This is a genomic window from Snodgrassella sp. M0351, assembly GCF_016100575.1.
Classification (GTDB): domain Bacteria; phylum Pseudomonadota; class Gammaproteobacteria; order Burkholderiales; family Neisseriaceae; genus Snodgrassella; species Snodgrassella alvi.
Window position 1 is genome coordinate 34,237 of the sequence record NZ_JACFSG010000002.1, and the last position, 20,596, is coordinate 54,832.

At 35.3% G+C, this 20,596-nt stretch carries 15 protein-coding genes; 7 read left to right on the top strand and 8 right to left on the bottom strand.

The annotated features are described in order from the left end of the window. Positions 1 to 60: 60 nt before the first annotated feature. The 4 genes from H3V01_RS07890 to H3V01_RS07905 form a co-directional block, all read right to left on the bottom strand. Positions 61 to 2,061, bottom strand: coding sequence for a DUF3732 domain-containing protein (locus H3V01_RS07890; protein WP_084562202.1), 2,001 nt, complete (start codon positions 2,059 to 2,061; stop codon positions 61 to 63). Next, the gene (locus H3V01_RS07895; protein ID WP_198186480.1) at positions 2,052 to 2,549 is read right to left on the bottom strand and encodes a three component ABC system middle component; all 498 of its coding nucleotides are present in this window, start codon (positions 2,547 to 2,549) and stop codon (positions 2,052 to 2,054) included. The genes H3V01_RS07890 and H3V01_RS07895 overlap by 10 nt, the downstream gene beginning before the upstream one ends. A gap of 2 nt (positions 2,550 to 2,551) precedes the next feature. Continuing rightward, entirely contained in the window at positions 2,552 to 3,793 is a 1,242-nt protein-coding gene (locus H3V01_RS07900) for an ABC-three component system protein (protein WP_198186481.1), read from the bottom strand. 274 nt (positions 3,794 to 4,067) lie between these two features. Next, on the bottom strand, positions 4,068 to 6,164 hold the full coding sequence (locus tag H3V01_RS07905; protein WP_198186482.1) for a M3 family metallopeptidase: 2,097 nt from the start codon (positions 6,162 to 6,164) through the stop codon (positions 4,068 to 4,070). A gap of 129 nt (positions 6,165 to 6,293) precedes the next feature. Here H3V01_RS07905 and H3V01_RS07910 point away from each other — a divergent pair, with 129 nt between their 5' ends. The 3 genes from H3V01_RS07910 (at position 6,294) to H3V01_RS11170 (ending at position 7,303) form a co-directional block, all read left to right on the top strand. Then, positions 6,294 to 6,821, top strand: coding sequence for a gamma carbonic anhydrase family protein (locus tag H3V01_RS07910; protein WP_198186483.1), 528 nt, complete (start codon positions 6,294 to 6,296; stop codon positions 6,819 to 6,821). A gap of 30 nt (positions 6,822 to 6,851) precedes the next feature. Next, positions 6,852 to 6,992 (top strand): hypothetical protein, encoded by a 141-nt coding sequence (locus H3V01_RS07915; protein WP_198186484.1) that lies wholly within the window; start codon positions 6,852 to 6,854, stop codon positions 6,990 to 6,992. Between the two features lie 185 nt (positions 6,993 to 7,177). After that, a complete protein-coding gene (locus H3V01_RS11170; RefSeq protein WP_255454304.1) occupies positions 7,178 to 7,303 on the top strand; it encodes a hypothetical protein in 126 nt (41 codons plus the stop codon). Between the two features lie 10 nt (positions 7,304 to 7,313). Here H3V01_RS11170 and H3V01_RS07920 read toward each other — a convergent pair whose 3' ends face one another. From H3V01_RS07920 to galE, 4 genes are all read right to left on the bottom strand, one after another. Next, positions 7,314 to 7,508 (bottom strand): hypothetical protein, encoded by a 195-nt coding sequence (locus H3V01_RS07920; RefSeq protein ID WP_198186485.1) that lies wholly within the window; start codon positions 7,506 to 7,508, stop codon positions 7,314 to 7,316. A 480-nt stretch (positions 7,509 to 7,988) separates the two neighbouring features. Next, positions 7,989 to 8,585, bottom strand: coding sequence for a hypothetical protein (locus H3V01_RS07925; RefSeq protein WP_198186486.1), 597 nt, complete (start codon positions 8,583 to 8,585; stop codon positions 7,989 to 7,991). A 469-nt stretch (positions 8,586 to 9,054) separates the two neighbouring features. Then, positions 9,055 to 10,506, bottom strand: a complete 1,452-nt coding sequence (tldD, locus tag H3V01_RS07930; RefSeq protein WP_198186487.1) for a metalloprotease TldD — start codon at positions 10,504 to 10,506, stop codon at positions 9,055 to 9,057. 375 nt (positions 10,507 to 10,881) lie between these two features. After that, the gene (galE, locus tag H3V01_RS07935) at positions 10,882 to 11,925 is read right to left on the bottom strand and encodes a UDP-glucose 4-epimerase GalE (RefSeq protein ID WP_198186488.1); all 1,044 of its coding nucleotides are present in this window, start codon (positions 11,923 to 11,925) and stop codon (positions 10,882 to 10,884) included. Between the two features lie 1,030 nt (positions 11,926 to 12,955). Here galE and H3V01_RS07940 point away from each other — a divergent pair. From H3V01_RS07940 to H3V01_RS07955, 4 genes are all read left to right on the top strand, one after another. Next, entirely contained in the window at positions 12,956 to 14,434 is a 1,479-nt protein-coding gene (locus H3V01_RS07940; protein WP_198186489.1) for a hypothetical protein, read from the top strand. A 409-nt stretch (positions 14,435 to 14,843) separates the two neighbouring features. Continuing rightward, a complete protein-coding gene (locus tag H3V01_RS07945; RefSeq protein WP_198186490.1) occupies positions 14,844 to 16,622 on the top strand; it encodes a hypothetical protein in 1,779 nt (592 codons plus the stop codon). Positions 16,623 to 16,824: 202 nt separating this feature from the next. Further along, on the top strand, positions 16,825 to 18,537 hold the full coding sequence (locus H3V01_RS07950; RefSeq protein WP_198186491.1) for a hypothetical protein: 1,713 nt from the start codon (positions 16,825 to 16,827) through the stop codon (positions 18,535 to 18,537). Between the two features lie 187 nt (positions 18,538 to 18,724). Next, a complete protein-coding gene (locus H3V01_RS07955; RefSeq protein WP_198186492.1) occupies positions 18,725 to 20,551 on the top strand; it encodes a hypothetical protein in 1,827 nt (608 codons plus the stop codon). Positions 20,552 to 20,596: the final 45 nt, after the last annotated feature.

Below are 20,596 nucleotides of genomic sequence, written 5' to 3' on the forward strand. Positions count from 1 at the left end.
TTAATTAGACTGAAAGCTATGCTCAGCAGCAAGTAACATTTATTTTAAATTGAATTATAATCATAGCCATTCCTTAGGGATGAGACCATTTCCTTGTTCTTTCCAACAAGCTGCTTCATAAGTATCTTCTATATCTCCCCAAATAGATTTATCTGCATGTTCAAGTACAATTATTTGAAAGTTAAAATTACTCCTTTGTAATGCTGAAGACAAAACCTCAAAGATTTTTTTTGTGGCCGAAATATCATTTTGCGTTACTAATTGAGTTGATAAATTATCAATATTAAGTTGATCTAATAGGTTTTCACCTGAAGATGTGCTTGGAAAATATACTTGGCTAGGTTGATCTATTACTATGAAACTAAATGGAGGTAAATTCATTTTTTCTGATGTTGACAAGAACTGATGTATTGCTAAAAATGCTGAGATATGGTACCCCATCCAATTGGCACCACTACCCACTTCCCATAAGTATTCTTTTTTTCTACTATCATTTGTTAAATCGAAACTTAATGTCAATTCTTTTGGATCTAATTTAACTTTTTCATGCTTTTCAAGTTGAAATTGAGATGCGTAAAATTGAATAAATGAATTAATACGTGAATATGTCTTAAACTGATGGTTTTTAATAGTTGGATTAGATAAATAATTTTCTAAAATATGAATTTTTTGTTGCAATTCTCTTATTCTATTATCAATATCATCGTTAACATTAATTTTATTTAAATATGTTAATGCTTCTTCAATTCTTCCTAATAATATAAATATTTGTTTAAAAGAATCTCCATCAATTTTGTTAGAATCAATGATATCATTTTTTTTTCTTCGTACTTCCGATAATATCGTTGTTTTATCGGTTATTTTTTTCTTTAATTCTATACTACTATTATCAGTAATTGGATTATTAAATAATGCATTCGATAGCGTATTAATTTCAGAAACCTTAGTTTCCAGATTGTTTACTACAGTTGATAAAAAGCCAGTTTCTTCACCACAAGCAATGCATTTTCCATTAGGTAATAAATTATTTTTCAACCATTCAAAATCAGTTAAATGATTTTTTTCTGTTTGTACTGCTAAGGCAAAATCTTGGCCTTTAAAAAAAAGTTGTTCGTAGTTTTCTAAAGTAATTCTGAGATCGAATAATTCTTTTTGAATCTCTGATTCTTGCTTTATTAATCGATTATATTCATCATTTGTATAAAAATAATTTGATTTATGCTTAAGAAAATCCAAATTATCTTGTTTATATAAATCATAAATACTTTTTAGATTTTCGATTTTTGCAGACAAAGGAATTTCAGATGAATCTCCAGATGGTGTTGATAGCCACCCATTTTCAATACATTTATTCCATAAACGCTCAATATCAAATCTTCTGCTTTCCAAATGGATTTGTTTAGCTTGTTTCTTCCTTTGTAATTTTTCTAACTCCGCTGTCAAAATTTCACATTCTTTTTTATTTTTCATATATTCTCGGTCATGAATACCTAAAGCTACTGGTAAAACTTTTTTTAGCTTTTCTCTATTATTGTAAGTATCAGCCTTGAAAAATAAAGCATACGGATTTGCTACAATATGTTGTGGTAAAAAATTGAATGCAGCAATATCTCTGTATGATGCTTTCCCATCAAATCCAATAGGCGTATCTTTTTCAGCAAAAGTTAAATCACTTAAATTTGAAAAATTATTAAATTTACTTTTGATAGTCTCTAGATTGTAATTAGCCTTTAGTTTAATTGGTAATACATTGGTGTAATGTTCAAAATAAAAACGATTATTAGCTGATTTATTATTAGGTGTTTCTCGGGCAATAATATATTTTTCACCCTTGATGTCAATTATAATGCCAAACCATTGAACACTATCTCTAATTATCCCAACAGGGATGGCACATTTACTTGAACCAAGACAATAATCAATAATCGGGATAATAGCAGATTTGCCTGTTCCACTAATTCCATGAATAAAATTTAATTTATCCTTTTTAAAATCTATTTTTTGAATTGTATTTTTTGAATTTAATGGCCATAATAATAATGAATCTATCATTAATTGCATATTGAATTTCCCAAAAGTAAATGATAAATTGAAACTGTGTCCATATTTGCATACCAATTTGCTAAACGTTTAATAGCTTTAATCATATCTTTTGGCATGTTATTCTTGATACTTGAAGGTAGTTTTTTAGAAGTTCTTACTAATGTTACTTGATGATTAATATCAACATTTATAATGGATACTAATCCTGTTGCTAAAGCTAAGTTTAAACCTTGTATTGTAGGGCCAGAAAAATTGGTAATTCGCTGTTTTAACTTTATTCGGATTAAGGGATTTTCTTCTATAACGGTATTTAAATTCGTGGTAAATTTTCTATTTTGTATAGCTTCTCTACTTGACTTATGCCAAACAAAAGGTAAAACTAATAGGAATAACATTAAATCAGGATTGCGCTTAGAATTTTTTTCTATTAATTCATCAAAAAAATAAATTTGTAAATAACAAGATAACATACTATTGTTAAGATTATTTTTATCCAGATAAGTCATATTTAAAATTCCTCATCTTTAATAAATCTATCATGCCAATAAATAAAATATTTATTTTCTCTATTATTGGCTAGAAAATGATAATGTCCTTGTGTAAAATAAGGCTGATAGGTACTATTTTTATCTAATGGTGCTAAATACTCAGTACTATTAGTATTATCATATATTTGTTCATATTGACTGATTTTCTCACTATCATTAATATTTAAAAAATCATACTTTACTAATTCATTTTGCCAGCGTTGATATAATAAATCTTCACGTTCTTCCCAGGCTTTTAATGGTATATCTCCAATACCTTCTAGTCTTACTTTTTCAGAATAAAAAGCCCAATAATTTTCTAAAGCTCGATTATTATAAGATGTGGTTTTATTAATACTACATAGCTGTTTTATGAATAAAAAATTGTTATTATTATTGTTTGTTAGATATTCTTTATATGCAGTTTTAAAAAAAGGTTGTTCACAGAAGCGGTTTCGCTTCCTTTTAATTATTTCTTGATTAAGAAGATTTTCGTAAGTTTGAGTTATTAGTTGAACCGGTTGTTTGCTTTTCCATGTTTGTATACATTCATCTATCATATATCCTAATATGGATTTATAAATATCTTCAGATTCTTGAATTATATCTGTCGGAATGTGTAATAAATTAATTGTTGCTGATTTAGGATCTCGAGCAGACTTAGTTTCTATTTCAGTAAGTAAAGTTATGTTTTTAACTAAAAATTTAAGCTCTTCATCTGAATGTTTTAAAACTTCTGTTATTGTTTTTTTTAATTTATTATCTCCATGACGATTAATGATGTTCTTCCCTTGTTCTTTAAGATTTATTAAAGCATTGCTAATTTCTTTATCGCTATTAGCCTTAGATAATTCATAAGCCAATGTATTTTCATCAATTTTTTTGTTTGATATTAAACAGTATGTAATTTCTTTATATTTTTTGCGATTTTCATCCATGAATGTTAACCATATATGAAGAGTATGCCAGAGGTTATAACTACTGTTTTGATATGGTTGGTTACTATTTTGGATCGAATGCTTATCCTGTTCAAACAAAACTTCTACTTCTCCATTTTCTAAATAAATTTCTTCTACTACATCATCAGCTGTTTCAATTCCAATAATTGTCTTGTCCGTTTCACAAGAAAAAATACGATATAATGCACGTTCCATCTGATACATGAACCCTAAAATTTTGGAACTAGCATCTTGCGTAACTGAGTCTGCCTTTTTAGTACTCATTTGCATCTTCCGTGTAGATGAAAAACATTTGATAAATAAAGTTGACTATATTTAATAATAATTCATATATATTATCAATATATAAATCAAATTTAGTTATATCCGACTGTATTTGTTGTTTTGAAAATATAATTACTCGTACAATAAAAATAATAAAAGATATAGGTCGACTTTTTTAATATTTAACTAAATTTATTAAAATAATTATAAAATATACTTGAATAGACTGCTATTTAAATTTCTATAACAGTCTATAATTAATAAATAATAGATATTATTTTAAGCTAAAGCCGCAGTGGCGTAACAGTGCATCGATTTGCGGTTCACGGCCGCGGAATGCTTTAAAGGATTCCATCGCCGGACGGGAGCCGCCGACAGCAAGTACTTCGTGCCAGAAGCGTTTGCCTGTTGCCGCTGCATTCGCTTCTTCTTCAAAAGCAGCATAAATATCCGCAGAAAGCACTTCTGCCCAGCTATAGCTGTAATAACCGGCAGAATAACCACCGGCAAAGATATGGCTGAAAGAATGAGCAAAGCGGTTAAAATCTGGCTGAGGCATCACGGCTACCCGACGGCGTACTTCCTGCAAGGTTTGCTGCCAGTCACAACCCGGATGGCTGTAGATTTCCATATCAAACTGAGCAAACTCCATCTGGCGCAGCATCCAAAGCCCACTCTGGAAGTTTTTTGCGGCCAGCATTTTCTTATAAAGCTCTTCAGGCAGTACCGCGCCGGTATCCTGATGGCAGCTCATGCCGGCAAGCACATCATATTCCCAGACAAAGTTTTCCATAAACTGGCTGGGCATTTCCACTGCATCCCATTCCACGCCATTGATACCGGAAACTCCCAGTTCATCTACCTGAGTCAGCAGATGATGCAGGCCATGACCAGTTTCATGGAACAGAGTCAGGATTTCTTCGTGGCTCAGGCGTGCGGTATTGCCGGCTACAGGCGGCGTGAAATTGCACACCAGATACGCAATAGGTGTTTGCAGCTGGCCGGCATGATTGCCTGTTATAAAACGACGGCGGCCGCGGTAATCATTCATCCATGCACCGCCACGCTTACCGGCTCGTGCATACAGATCCATGTAGACGCCACCGATGATGGCCCCGCCCTGTTCAAGTTCGTAATAGCGAACATCAGGATGCCATACCGGTACCTGTTTTTCGATGAAATGAACGCCATACAATTTATCAATCTGGGCAAACAGACCCGAGAGAACGCGATCAGCCGGAAAATATTTTTTTACTTCAGTCTGGCTGAATGCATATTTAGCCTGACGCAGTTTTTCACTGGCATAGGTCATATCCCATGGCTGTAAATCATCCAGACCGAGATGTTCTCGTGCGTATGTTTTAACTTCAGCCAGATCTTTTTCAGCAAAAGGTTTGGCTCTGCTCGCCAGATCCTGAAGAAAGGTCATCACCTGTTGCGGTGTATCAGCCATTTTGGTTGCCAGCGATAATTCTGCATAGTTTTGGAAACCCAGTAACTGAGCTTCGCGTGCGGCAATCTGCAGAATCCGGTTGATATTGGCGGTATTATCCCATTTAGCCTCGCCAAGCTCACTGGCCCGGGTTGAATAGGCATGATACAGCTGCCGGCGCAATTCGCGATTGTGGGCATATTGCATTACCGCCAGATAATGCGGCATTTGCAGCCCGATTTTATAGCCGGCTTTACCTTCTGCCTGTGCCGCAGCGGCAAACATGGCCAGTGCCTCTTCTGTTAATCCGCTGACTTCGCTATCCTGTGCAAAGTCGGCATCTGTGCTGGTCTGACCGGATGTGTTTTCCTGACCAGCCAGTTCTGCGCCATTAGCAAAATACAATGCAAATGCATCAGTGGCGTCCAGAACATTCTGACTAAAGGCTGCGGAAAGCTGGGTACCTTCTGCCTGTAAGGCTGCAAACTCCGCCTGTTCCTGTTCCGGCAGCTCTGCACCGCTGAGAACAAAATCTCTTAAATCATGGTTCAGTTTGGTTTGCTGTGCCGGGCTCAGCTGTGCATATTCTGCACTGGCTTTGATGCTTTTAAAGCGCTCATATAAGGCAATATCCTGACTGATCGCAGTAAAAAATTCGCTTACTTTAGGCATCAGTGCATTATAGGCCGCACGTAACTCAGGTGTATCTGCCACGCTGTTTAGATGGGCAATAACACTCCAGATACGACCAACACGTTCAGTAATACTGGTTAAAGCTTCTACGGTGTTATTCCAGCTGGCATCAGGCTCAGCTTTCAAGGCGGTGATAGCGGCAGCAGCCTGCTGCATGGCTTCGGTCATTGCCGGCTCAATATCTGCAGCCTTAATGGCATCGAAACGGGGTTCACTATCCAGATTCAACAAAACATTTTCAGACATAGTATTCTCAACAGAAAAATACCTGTAAATTTGCGGTTTTTCAGGTAAATCGGGTGGAAAGAGCAGGAGCTTATATTTATCTTCTGCTATAAATAATATTGCATAATGTAACAGGATAAGGTCAAAAACATGAAAAACAATATTCGTTCTTATTTAGATACGCAACCACAAATTGCCGATAGTTGTTATATAGATGATATGGCTGTGGTTATCGGGGATGTAATTTTGCAGGAAGAAGTATCTGTGTGGCCGTTTGCGGTGATTCGCGCAGATGTGAACAGTATGCGTATTGGTGCCAGAAGCAATATTCAGGATCACTGTATGCTGCATGTCAGCCACAAAACAGCAGCCAAACCGGATGGCTCACCATTGGTGATTGGTGAGGATGTTACTGTAGGTCATCATGTTAATCTGCATGGCTGTACGATTGGTAACCGGGTGCTGGTGGGGATTAATTCGATTGTTCTGGATGATGCGATTATTGAGGATGATGTGATGATTGGTGCCGGTAGTCTGGTACCCCCGCGCAAACGTCTGGCGAGCGGTTATCTGTATCTGGGTACTCCGGTACAGCAAATCCGCCCGTTAACGGAAAAGGAGCGAAAATTTTTATTATATTCAGCATCGCATTATGTTAGACTCATGAAGAGTTATTAAGTTAACCCTCTAATTAAAGGACTATAAAAAATGAAAAAATTCTTGTCTTTAGGTTTATTATGCAGCCTGCTGGCGTTGGCAGGCTGTGCCAGCGATGGCTCAGATAAAGGGCAAACCCAGGTGTACGGGGATATCAAAACCGGTGTGGAAACATCACATACCAGTCATTAATTTATTTAGTCAAGTTAATTCGATGTAAATGAGTAGCAGAGTAATACTAAAATAGATGAGTGTCGTAAAATGGGTATTATATGCAGTTGGAAAATGCAAAATTTGCACGGAACAATTGTTATATTAATGAAGTTAAGCTAGATTGTGAAAATAGTTTTTCAAACCAACCGTTAAAGGACACAATGATGAAAAAGCTATTGGGAATTGGTGCCGTACTGGCTGCTCTGTTACTAACTGCCTGCGCTACTACAAATTCTGATACTAAAGCTGCTCCGTACAGTGATGTACAGGCTGCTGTAGAATCTAACTAAGCAGTAGTGATTAAATAAGTGGTTGGATTCGCTGGATAAATAATTCCAGCAAATCCAGCCACTTTTTTGTATAAAGTAAGCGGACAAATGCCGGTATAAAAAAATTGACAGATATCATCAGAAACGAAATAGGATTGAATAAAGAGACATCGGCACTCAGAGTAGTGCCGGTTAGCTCTAAATGAGGCATGTTATAGATTTGCATGTTTGAGTGTCTGCGACACTCAAAATCTGTTCAGAAATAATTTTTTATTTTAAAGTTAATGATTTTTGCCGGCCTGATTTAGCTAAATATAAGCTGTTCAGAAATAGCCTGAATGCAATAAATATATTATTCATATTGGCGGAAGATCTACAGCGTATATCAATTCAGACTATTACTTTTAACTTTCAAAACATAGGCTGATAAACATACGCAGTTTAATCAACAGAATTTTTGATATTGGTCTCATCAATAATCTGATAGTAAACAGAAAAATATCCCAACACTATATTGGTTGTACTGATACAGATAATTAAATTACTTGAATAATGTTGGACTTAATATCAGCAAATAAAAATTTTTCCAGCCTTAAGCAAGATACTTGTAAGGCTGTAGCAGAGCATGATTAGCCTCTTGTATTCCGGAACTGATAAAAGGCAGTCAGACTGCCTTTTATACTGATTGGCGATTTTAGCAGATCGCTTAATCACCCTTAATGAGTGATGTAGTTGTGCCGTCCGGATGCACTTCTTGCAGAATAACCCCGCATTGGGCTGATGCAGATGCCGCGATGGCCTCGTAATCTTTACCCGGTTCGGCTACAAAAGTAAGTTTGTTACTCTGGCAGGAGGGCTGATAGGAAATGATTTTGCCATCGTTATGAGTATTATTAACATTGGTCAGACCAATAATGGCATTGGATATGGTAATCGGTACATTAGCTGGAATGGTGAATTCACGGTAGTACAGCTTAGACAAATTATGATTATGTCGTTTCATTGTATCCAAAGTAGCCGTTGCCGGTATACCAATGGTGCTATTACGAGCCAGGCCTAATGATGAAGCGAATGCCCCGCCTAAAGTACCACCGGTTGATTCTTTTACCTCATGTCCCTGAAAACTGTATTTCATATTAGTCGGTTTGCCATTCTGCCCGAAGATGCGTATCCGTGCCTGTTGCGAACTATCATCTGAAGCATCCTGTGCCATGACCAAATTAACATTGAAACTTAAGAAAAAACTGATTATCAGGAATTTTTTCAGGCTGAGTCTGGATTTGTTTTTTTTGATAAAAAACATATGAGTACTTTCTGAATAATTGAGGGTAGAAAAGTTAATAATAAAGTGATATATCAGAATAATTAACTGATATTACTCTATATTCACATAAATAAATATTATTTATCTGCATAATTTTTTTATAGCTGAAACGGTTCAGCCTGATAGAGTGATTCAGATTAGTGTTATGAAATGTGTAATAAATTATAATGCAGATTGGTGTTAATGCCAATATCATGATAATATAAATCTGATACCAACCGGATTGCTGTTTTCCGGTTATTTGCTGCGCAGCACTGGCGGATCATTGTAATCAATAACTGATGCCTGAAAAAAGCAGATTTGATTTCAATAAGTGCAAAGAGAATATGCATATTAATATCGGGAAATTCAGATGTAATTTACGATAAATAAATATATATCCGCATAAATAAACACCATAACGGACACAGTAATTTGTCTCCGTTATGGTGTTTGCTGTTCAGGTGAATTATGTCTGGCTGCCACCCACAGTCAGACCGGCATCAATACGCAGCGTGGGCTGTCCCACACCTACCGGCACGCTTTGCCCGTCTTTACCGCAGATACCTACACCACTGTCCAGACTACTGTTATTGCCTATCATACTAACGTGTTTTAATACTTCCGGACCACTGCCAATAATGGTGGCTCCTTTTACCGGATATTGTAGCTTACCGTTTTCAACCCACCAGGCTTCCGAAGCACTGAATACAAATTTACCACTGGTAATATCTACCTGTCCGCCACCAAAATTAACCGCATACAAGCCCTTATCGACAGAGGCAATAATCTCTTCCGGATTAAGCTGGCCGTTTTCCATATAAGTATTGGTCATGCGCGGCATCGGTGCTGAGGCGTAATTTTCACGCCGGCCATTACCGGTGACGGAGACGCCCATTAAACGTGCATTGGTTTCATCCTGCAAATAGCCGCATAAAATACCATCTTCAATCAGTACCGTACGCTGTGTAGCATTGCCTTCATCATCAATATTCAGCGAACCACGGCGTTCGGCAATATTACCCTGATCAACAACAGTCACACCTTTAGCCGCTACGCGTTCACCTAAACGGCCGGCAAACGCACTGGTTCCTTTGCGGTTAAAATCACCCTCCAGACCATGACCTACAGCTTCATGTAACAATACACCAGGCCAGCCATTGCCCAGTACTACCGTCATCTGACCGGCAGGTGCCGGACGGGCTTCCAGATTGGTTAGTGCCTGAGCAACGGCTGTATCTACATATGATTTAAGCATGGCTTCATCAAAATAACCCAGATCAAAGCGGCCGCCACCGCCACTGCTGCCCTGCTCACGCCTTTCTCCCTGTTTGGCAATCACAGTAACAGATAAACGGACAAGCGGGCGGACATCAGTGTGTATCCGGCCGTCCAGTCGCGCCAGATAAATCAGTTCATGCTCGCATACCAGCCCGGCCATTACCTGCACAATGCGCGGATCAGCAGCTTTTGCCAGTGTCTCCACACGCTGTAATAAAGCCACTTTCTCTCCGGCATCCAGACTGAGCATCGGATTAGCCATTGCATACAGCGGTTTGACTGACGGCAGAGAAGTCAGTCCCACTGAGCGCTGCTGACCGGCCTGACCAATTGCCCGTACAGCCTGTGCTGCATCTGTTAATGCCTGCACATTCAGATTGTCGGCGTAAGCAAATGCTGTTTTTTCACCACTTACCGCTCGGACACCGACGCCCTGCTCAATCTGAAAACTGCCTGATTTGACCATGCCTTCTTCCAGATGCCAGCTTTCATAGGTACTGCGCTGGCAGTAAATATCAGCATAATCAATATGGTGTGCTCCCATCAGGGAGAGTGCACGGGTAAAATCAGCTACAGCCAGTTCGTTGTCGGCCAGTAGCTGTTGGTGAACAAGTTGCGCGGTTTGAGTAGAGATAGGCATGAGCTGTCAAAAATTAAGTTGTGACAAAAGCACAGACAGAGAAAGATTTAATCAGAAAAGCAAATTGTGGGCAATTATACCGAAAACAAGCTTTGTCCGCGCGAATGCAGGAATACTTATTATACGCAGATCAGGTGTTGGAATAGAGACCGGAAAAACAAATTGTAAAAATTACCAAATTGTTATTGATAATAATTCTCATTATATTATAATGTGACTCACCAGTTAGTTAGAGATAGTTAACCGGTAATGACCTCAAACATCTTTTATCTAAATCTACTTTCAGGAGCGGCGTAACGATTAGCGTTAAATTTTTGCATCAAAACTCAAAAACCGAAAACACTTAACCCACTGAAATATCAGTGGGTTAAGTGTTTATAATAAGCTGATATTAGATTCATTGTGGCTGTTGTAGCCCTGCGGATTGAGCTGTTGCCAGTGCCATGCATCAGCCATCATACTGGCCAGACTGCGCTGAGCTGTCCAGCCCAGTTGTTCGGCTGCGCGTTCAGGATTGGCATAGCACACAGCAATATCTCCTGCCCGGCGCGGGACAATCTGATAAGGAATTTTTTTGCCGCTGGCCTGTTCAAACGCATGTATGATTTCCAGTACCGAATAACCCTGCCCTGTACCCAGATTATAAATATGTACACCGGGCTGATTATTTGTAACGCGCATGGCACTTAAGTGGCCGTCCGCCAGATCCATTACATGGATATAATCACGGACACCGGTACCATCAGTAGTAGGATAATCGTTACCAAATACCGATAGCTGTGCCAGTTTACCAACAGCTACCTGACAGATATACGGTAATAAATTATTCGGAATGCCATTCGGATCTTCACCAATCAATCCGGATTCATGCGCGCCTACCGGATTGAAATAACGCAGTAATGTCATACTCCAGCGAGCATCTGCTGCCTGTATATCCGTTAACATCCGCTCTACCATATATTTGGATGTTCCGTACGGATTGGTGGTTCCGCCGGTAGCCGCATTTTCATCAATCGGAACCGAAGCCGGTGTACCGTAAACTGTAGCTGAGGAACTGAAAACCAGATTGAAAATACCTGCTTTGGCCATTTCTTCAACCAGAATCAGGCTGCCACTGACATTATTATCATAATATTTCAGCGGCTCCCGTACACTTTCACCGACTGCTTTTAAGCCGGCAAAATGCAGCACATGCTCAATACTGTGCTGTTTAAATACCTGTTGCAGCAACGTACGGTCGCGAATATCGCCCTGATAAAAAGTTACCTCTTTACCGGTAATCTGTTTTAAACGCTTGAGTACCACTGGCGATGCATTACACAGATTATCAATAATAATCACATTGTAGCCGGCATTAAGTAATTGTACAGTTGTGTGAGAGCCAATAAAGCCGGCACCACCTGTTACCAGAATAGCCATAAATTATCCGTAATGATTTTTCATCGAAATACAACAAATAACCGGTATGTAAATAACCGGAAATCCATAAGTATATCTCGTTTATAATCATAGTTAAGTTGACGCGGGGTAGAAGATACACTAAAAGAACCGGTATCTGCTGTATCTTTACAACAGTAAAGTACTGAGCTGCACAGATGAGGTGACACAACAAAAAATATCCGGTATTTCTTCAGACAAAAGTTATTTCTGTTCAAACGGCAGTGACTGAACTGGAGTGATAAAACGGAAATCTGATAGAGATATGACTTGAAATACAGCGGCAAATAAAACCAGATAAACCATTATGCAGATATAGCAGATAAAAAATCAGATTGAATATTTGCTGAAAACCAGCTACTGATAAATATATAACTAATTAATAAATTGAAAGTTTATATTTATTATTTAATGATATACATTTTAAAAACTAAAATAACTTTTTTGATTTTAGCAATGTTCTTCATAATCGGAAGATTGAGACTTTAATATTTGTGCATGATATTGCAGCTATTAATAAGCAAGTTAAGGATAAGTCATTTTTCTATCGGTTAACTCTTAATACTCATCATTATTCTGAAAAAGATACACAAAGTGAAAATAACTATGATTGTAAACAGCCTTTAATTAAAGACCGGCAAAATGTCTGTCTCAATTTAAATCTGCAGAATCAGTTTTTTAGATTATAGCCAGCGAAACACTAGTGCTTTTAAAGATATACAGAAATTGTGGTACAAGGCGATCATAGCCCGCCTGCATCTGTTGTATTAAATGAATTTAAAGATAGCTTTAAACCGGATTCGGCACCATTTATACACTTCGGGTAAATTAAGCAATTTGTAAATAGCAGGATCGGTCTATATTATTTGACCGATTTTTATATCAATGTTGTATTTAAACTAGTTTAACAGTATAGTATGCAAATATTGTGAATACCAAATATTTCAGCATGTGATTATTAGATTAGCATTTTGTATTTAGTTATCTACTTAATAATATGGGGTATTTAATTATGCAGATGTATATAAAAAAAATAATATTTTTAATAACCTCGTTGCTGCTGGCTTTTTCTCTAAGTTCTTGTGCTAAACACTACAAAAGGGTAAGTATAGATAAGGTCCAGTTAATAAATAGTTCTGACGCCAAGGAATCTTTACATGTCAGTTTACAAATTGATGATTTTTATAATCCTTATTTAACTCATGCAGAAAATGAAGATATTAAACAAAATTTTCCGAAAAAGAATATTAAAATAATAGCAAATTATGAGCCTATAATTGATAAAACAGGCTCCATCATCAAAAAAAAGGAACAAATTAGCGCACCACCATTTTTATCATTAAGGGATATTTTGGGAATTGATGATATAGAGATTGTGTATAACAAAATAAATCAATATGCATTTGCGACAAATTTAAAAGTTGATAAAGATAATCAAATTATAAACTTTGATATTCCTAAACCTACTAAGAATAACAAGCAAAAATATGTTCTTAAAGGTATTTATCTTCATTATCCAGATTTTCAATTATCAGAAAGTCATAAATTTGGTTCTTTTTGGGACGGATCAGATTCTTATTTACCGATTTTTAAAAATCAAATCGATATCAATAAATTGAAAGGTTCTGTAAATAGATTTATGAACGTGGAACCATTAAATCTTGAAATAAAAACCGATAAGTTTTTTGACCTTACTTCTAATTATGGTAGAACAGAGTTAACTAAAAAAGACTATTTAGCCAGAAATATTGCCTTAAATACCAGTGTTTGGTTTTCAAATGATAAACCAATTAAAAAGAAAGTATTAAATAATGAAGAAAAAGGTGATTTATTTGATGAAATGACTATCTCCATGGATGGGCAAAAATATGAACATATAGTTATTCCTGACTCAAAATTAAGTTGGTCTGATGCTGAAGATATATATGGTTCTTATGTTAAAGGCAAAACATTTGAAGTTTTACAACTTAAGGGACAACTTTCAAAGTATTCAAAAAAGGGTTATTACGACGGGCGACGTGGAAAATGGGTTAAGCAAAAAGGGGATATGGTATATATTGACCAAAAATATGGTTCTCATGTGGATAAAAAAGGTTGTGAATTTGATTATCGAATAGTTTTTGAAAAAGATAATCAACCTAGAAGATATATTTTACACTCATATAAAAGGTCTGAATCAAATAATAAAGAGTTTACAATATTTTCTAATAAAACTTATATATCACAAGAAAATTTGAACTTCTTTGAAAAAACAAAGCAGCGAAAAAAAGAATCCTTTGACTATAGCTTGAGACAAATTCCTGTATTTTATAAAAATTCGGATAAAGAATTTCGTGATCAACTCATACTTGAAAATCAAGACTTAGCACAAGCATGTATGAAGGAAATAGATCATATGAAAAGATTGATGACAATGCCAAAAGAACATTTAATGCAAGAATTTGAGCAATACAAAAAAATCATCAATAAAGAAAACTCGAAACAACGCTAATATAGCTGCATATTAATACAAATAAAGTAAATATATGGGTATTTCATCAAAATTTAATGAATATTACGATTCAGGTTACAGTTTGATTGGGCTGATAAATTAATATATTAGTAAATTACTTACCCTACTGGAGATGATTAATTTTATAATATAGTCTTATTTAATTTTTTATTACTTTTATTTTAACCACAAAAACAGCTCTGGTTCCGGTCAGAATATTTGTATTCGTTTTATTAATTTTTATTAAAAAACATATGTGCTGAAAAAATCATTAAAACAATGTATACTGAAACTGTATATAATGTTAATTTCAATTATTTATCAGTTAATGCTGATCTAAATAAATTGAATCTGAATATTTACAGTTATGGTCAATAAACCTTACCAGTATGATTAACATACTAAATTAATGAAAAATTTTATCGAAATATTAAACCAAAAAAATATTAATTATACAGTTGAAAATGACATTATCCGCGTACCGGATAATCTGTGCTTTTATCAAAATCCACTTAAATCACTGCCGGATAATTTAATTATTGAAGGTGATCTGGATATCTCCCAAACAAAAATCAGCCAGTTACCGGATAACCTGATTGTCTGCGGTAATTTGGATATCTCCCATACTAAAATCAGTAAACTGCCGGAAAATATGATTTTTCGCGGGGATCTGAATATATCCGGTACACAAATCAGAGTATTACCGGAAAATTTGGTGGTTCAGGGCAAACTTATCGCCTCTCGTACTAAAATACAAGTTTTACCAGAAACGCTAATTGTTGGTGGTGCGCTGGATTTATCCTATAGCTATATTCAGTCGCTACCAGAAAATCTGACAATAAATGGTAATTTGTATTTACAGAATAGTTATATACTGGAATTACCGGAGAATTTGGTTGTTGCCGGAAACCTGGATGCCTCTTCAACCAGAATAACCCGATTACCGGAAAAATTTACGATAAAAGGCAGTCTTTGTTTGGAAAAAAGCGGTATCAATACTCTGCCTGCTAATCTGCATATAACCGATGATCTTGATTTGAGTAATACCCGTATCACAAAGTTACCTGAAAATCTGAAAGTAGATGGTAGCCTGATTCTGGCTGCCTCCAAAATTAAGAAATTACCAAAGAATATTCAGGTAAAAAATAATTTAAACTTACGTTTTACAGAAATCAGAAAATTACCGGATAATCTGACGGTGAACGGTGATCTGGATTTATCAGGAACAAAAATTAAAAAATTACCTGCTAATCTAAGAGTCAACGGATGTTTATGTCTGGAAAGCTGTCGAAAAATCAATCAATTACTTAAAAATTTTAGGGCTATATGCACTAGTCTGGATTTGTGCTTTAATAAAATCAAAAAAATACCAGAGAATTTAAAAATACAATCCAATCTGTATTTGAATGATTGCAAAATCAAAAAATTTCCCAAAAAAATGAATATAAACGGAAATTTGAACCTGGATGACGCAAAAATAAAAAAATTGCCTGAAAGTTTGCATGTTGGTGGCGATTTATCTCTTTTGCTGGTACCGATTAAAAAACTACCTAAAAAACTTTCAGTAGGAGGTGAGCTGTATTTATGGGGTTGCCCGGTTAAAAAAATTTCCAGTCATGTTAATGTAGTCAATGGGCTGGACTTAACTTTGACTAAAGTAAAAAAATTACCTCAGAATCTTACCAAGATAAAAAAACTGGCAATAGAGGAAACTAAAATTAACCGTTTGCCAGATAAGCTCAATGTTGAGGATTATCTGGATCTGAGAAATAGCCGGATTAAAAAATTACCTAAAAAATTACAGGTTGGTAATACATTGCTGTTAAATAATACCCGGATTAAAAAGCTACCGAATAACCTGAAACTTGATCATGGTATAAACCTGAAAAAAACTTCAATCAGATATTTGCCCGAAAATCTGGAGCTCAAATGGTTAAGCCTTGATCTTAAAAAGATTAAAAATATTGCTTACCGGAAAAATTGTAAAGCTAAAAGAAAAACCATTTTTGCAGCTTATTTGAATGGTGAATATAAAATTTTTCAGAATGAATACTTGGTTGGTACCCTGCAAGAGTATGAGCAATTTGTTAACCAGAGATTTATTGATCCGCAGGCAAGTAAGCTTAAACAGGCAGCCAGGGATTGCGTAGAGCAATTGCAGAAAAAACTCAGTACTCATAAAACTTAATATATTGAATACTGGCTGACAATAAAACCAGACCGGATAAAGTCAAAGTACTTATTCAGCTTTGTAACTTTTTAATTAGAAATAGATATTTATACTGAAAATATATACTGAAACTGCATGATATTAATACCAGCTTTCTGGAAATGTATGCAACTAAGTTACCTTCCCTTAATTTTTACCAGTATGCTAACATACTAAATCAATGAAAAAATTTATCGAAATATTAAATCAAAAAAACATTAAATATAAGGTTGAGAATGATGTTATCCGGGTACTGGATAATCTGTGCTTTTATCAACCCTGTCTAAAATCACTGCCTGATAATTTAATTATTAAAGGCAATCTGGATATTTCTGAAACAAAAATCAGAAATTTACCGGATAATCTGATTGTCTATGGGAATCTGAATCTATCCGGTACAGAAATCAGTATATTACCGGACAATCTGGTGGTTCATGGAGAACTAAACGCCTCTTATACCAAAATAATTACGTTGCCGGAAAAGCTTATAATAGGCGGTGCATTAGATTTATCCTTCAGCTATGTGCAGTCGCTACCAGAAAGTCTGACAATAAACGGCAATTTATCTTTACAAAATACCTATATACTGGAATTACCGGAAACTTTGGCAGTTGCCGGAGATTTAGATATTTCTTCAACCAGAATTACCCGACTACCGGAAAAGTTTACTATCAAGGGTAGTCTTAATTTGGGTCGTACTGATATCACAAAGTTACCTGAAAATCTGAAAGTAGATGGTAGTCTGATTCTGGCTTCCTCCAAAATTAAGAAATTTCCAAAGGATGTACAGGTAAAAGCTGATCTGGATTTACGCTATACGAAAATCAGAAAATTACCGGATAATCTAACGGTGAACGGTAATCTGGATTTGTCTGGAACAAAAATCAAAAAATTACCTGCTAATCTAAGAGTCAATGGATGTTTAGCATTGAGAGAGTGCAGTACAATCAATCAGTTACTTAAAAATTTTAAAGCTACTTGCATTAGTCTGGATCTAAGTTGTAATAAAATTAAGAAAGTACCAGAGAATTTAAAAATACAATCCAGTCTGGACCTGAATAGCTGTAAAATCAAAAAATTTCCTGCAGAGCTGACTGTAAAAGGGAATCTGGATTTATTGGAAGCAAAAATCAAAAAACTGCCTGCAAAGCTGACTGTAAATGAAAATCTGAATCTGGAGGACGCAAAAATCAAAAAATTGCCTGCAAAGCTGACTGTTGGCGGACAATTATCTATTGAAGGGACGTCAATTAAACAATTACCTAAAAATCTTTCAGTGGGAGGTGAGCTAAACTTATCGGGTACCAAAATTAAAAAAATTTCCAGTCATTTTAATATAGCGAATGGAATAAATTTAGCCTGTACACCAGTAAAAAAGCTACCCTCGAATTTTACTGAGATAAAAAATTTATATATTAACATAACAAAAATTTCTCGCTTGCCTGATAATCTCCATGTTTGGGAGAATCTCGTATTGTGTAGCAGCAAAATTAAAAAGTTACCCAAAAATTTGCAGGTCGGTAAAAAACTGCTGTTAAATGATACCAAAATTAAAAAATTACCCGAAAATCTGAAACTTGAAGAAGGCATCGACCTGAGAAAAACTCAAATCAGATATCTGCCGGAAAATCTTGAGCTTAAATGGTTAAGTCTTGATCTTAAAAAGATTAAAAATATTGCTTACCGGAAAAATTGTACATCTGAAAGAAAAACTATCTTTGCAGCTTATTTGAATGGTGAATATAAAATTTTTCAGAATAAATCCCTGATTGGTAATCTGAAAGAATATGAGCGATTTGTTAACCAGAGATTTCTTGACCCGCAGGCAGGTAAGCTTAAACAGGCAGCCAGAGATTGCGTAGAGGAATTGCAGAAAAAAATCAGAATTAATTAACTTAATGTACAAAGTACTGGCTGGCAGCTGCAAAAAATGCTGAATTTGCCAGTACGTGACTCAGATATATTTGGCCGGCAGTAATTTATTAAAAATAGCATAAACATATTTTGTACTGTTTTTAATTCAATTTCATCCGATTGATTTGTTTTAAGTGGCTTAAGCTGAAGACACAGAGAAATAAGTTATGGAACAATTTATCACATATTTAAATACACAACAGATTAAATACAGTATTGGGGATAATTCAATCACAATATTGGAATCTCTTAATCTGGCTGAAGTAAGAATCAAACATTTACCGGATAATCTTATTATTAACGGTGATCTCAATTTGCGATTAACAACAATAAAAAAATTGCCGGATAATTTAACTGTAAATGGTGATTTATGTGCGCGCGCAACTAAGATTAAAGCGTGGCCAAAAAATTTAAATGTAAAAGGCTCTATAGATTTATTACGTACCAGAATTGCATCATTACCAGATAATTTAACAGTAAATGGAGATTTGAATTTAGAACAAACACCTGTTAAATCCTTACCTGATAATCTGAAAGTAAAAGGAAATTTGGATTTGAGTGATTCGCATTTTTGCTATATACCGGAAAGATTCGATGTAGCTGGCTCTTTAAATTTGTCAGATACGAAAATTGACAGATTGCCGGATAATCTTAATATACAGGGTGATCTGAACATTGCCCGTACCAGAATTAAAAAACTACCTGAAAATTTATCTGTAAGCGGCAATTTAAATTTATGCGGAACCAAAGTAAAAAAATTGCCAGATAATTTTGACATTATGGGTGATTTAGATTTAAGTGATACCCGAATTAAAAAGTTACCTGGAAATTTAAAGGTTGGGGGTAAGTTGGATTTATACGGTACCAGAATACAAAAAATACCAAAAGATTTAACAGTAACTGGTGGCATTGCTTTAGGAGGCTCTAAAATTAGAAAGTTACCAGATAATTTAACTGTTAACGATTATTTGGATTTGGGTTTTACAAAAATCAAAAAGTTGCCGGATAATCTGATTGTAAACGGATATCTGGGATTGCGCGCTATTAAAGTCAAAAAATTATTAAAGCATTCAAATGTACAATGCACAAGTCTGGGTTTAGATGGTGCCAAGATAAAACAACTGCCTGCCAATATAGAAGTAAAAAACAGTTTATATCTGAGTTATACCGAAATAAAACAGCTACCGGATAATCTTGAATTAAAAGGTGATCTGACTTTACGTTATGTCCCTATAAAAAAGTTGCCGGATAATTTGACTGTTGGCGGATATCTTGATCTGAGCTGTACCAGAATCGAAACATTGCCTGAGAATTTAAAAGTTGCCGGTAATCTTAATTTAAGTTCTTCAAAACTAAAAAAATTACCGAAAAATTTACATATTGGCGGTGATTTAGACTTACATAATACAAAGATTAAAAAAATTCCGGATAATTTAAATGTGAATGGAACTTTAGATTTATTCAGAACGAAGATTAAGAAGCTTCCAAAAAATTTATTTGTAAAAAATGAGTTGTTTTTGAGTAATACCAGAGTTAAAACATTACCTTCTGATTTAAAAGTAGAAGGAGATCTCTGGCTGAGTTCTTCCTCAATTAAAAAATTGCCAGACAATTTAAAATTAAATGGCGATTTATACTTGCAAGACACTAATATTAAGCAATTACCAAAAAATTTATTTGTAAAAAGGCAGTTATCTATCAGGAATACTAAAATCAGTGTATTGCCGGAAGATTTAATGTTTGGCTCAATTGAACTGGATATAAAAAAAATAAAAAATATAGTTTATAAAAAATGCCATTCAATAAAAGCCTTTATTTTTACAGTTTATTTACAGGGAGAAATAAAACTTGTTTACAATGGGAGTCTGATAGGTAATTTGGAAGAATTTGAACAATTTACAGATAAACTATTTTTAAAAGCTGAAGCTGATGAGTTTAAACAGATGGCCAGAGATTGCGCAGCGCAATTGAAGCAAAAGCTGTCTCTTGAATAATCATGGTAGTTTTATCAGCGGTTATCAATTAATAGCAGGAGACAG

Bases quoted from the DNA above. Each gene is read 5' to 3' on its own strand.
- H3V01_RS07890 (WP_084562202.1), bottom strand. From the start codon at position 2,061: ATGCAATTAATGATAGATTCATTATTATTATGGCCATTAAATTCAAAA.
- H3V01_RS07895 (WP_198186480.1), bottom strand. From the start codon at position 2,549: ATGACTTATCTGGATAAAAATAATCTTAACAATAGTATGTTATCTTGT.
- H3V01_RS07900 (WP_198186481.1), bottom strand. From the start codon at position 3,793: ATGAGTACTAAAAAGGCAGACTCAGTTACGCAAGATGCTAGTTCCAAA.
- H3V01_RS07905 (WP_198186482.1), bottom strand. From the start codon at position 6,164: ATGTCTGAAAATGTTTTGTTGAATCTGGATAGTGAACCCCGTTTCGAT.
- H3V01_RS07910 (WP_198186483.1), top strand. From the start codon at position 6,294: ATGAAAAACAATATTCGTTCTTATTTAGATACGCAACCACAAATTGCC.
- H3V01_RS07915 (WP_198186484.1), top strand. From the start codon at position 6,852: ATGAAAAAATTCTTGTCTTTAGGTTTATTATGCAGCCTGCTGGCGTTG.
- H3V01_RS11170 (WP_255454304.1), top strand. From the start codon at position 7,178: ATGAAAAAGCTATTGGGAATTGGTGCCGTACTGGCTGCTCTGTTACTA.
- H3V01_RS07920 (WP_198186485.1), bottom strand. From the start codon at position 7,508: ATGCAAATCTATAACATGCCTCATTTAGAGCTAACCGGCACTACTCTG.
- H3V01_RS07925 (WP_198186486.1), bottom strand. From the start codon at position 8,585: ATGTTTTTTATCAAAAAAAACAAATCCAGACTCAGCCTGAAAAAATTC.
- tldD (WP_198186487.1), bottom strand. From the start codon at position 10,506: ATGCCTATCTCTACTCAAACCGCGCAACTTGTTCACCAACAGCTACTG.
- galE (WP_198186488.1), bottom strand. From the start codon at position 11,925: ATGGCTATTCTGGTAACAGGTGGTGCCGGCTTTATTGGCTCTCACACA.
- H3V01_RS07940 (WP_198186489.1), top strand. From the start codon at position 12,956: ATGCAGATGTATATAAAAAAAATAATATTTTTAATAACCTCGTTGCTG.
- H3V01_RS07945 (WP_198186490.1), top strand. From the start codon at position 14,844: ATGAAAAATTTTATCGAAATATTAAACCAAAAAAATATTAATTATACA.
- H3V01_RS07950 (WP_198186491.1), top strand. From the start codon at position 16,825: ATGAAAAAATTTATCGAAATATTAAATCAAAAAAACATTAAATATAAG.
- H3V01_RS07955 (WP_198186492.1), top strand. From the start codon at position 18,725: ATGGAACAATTTATCACATATTTAAATACACAACAGATTAAATACAGT.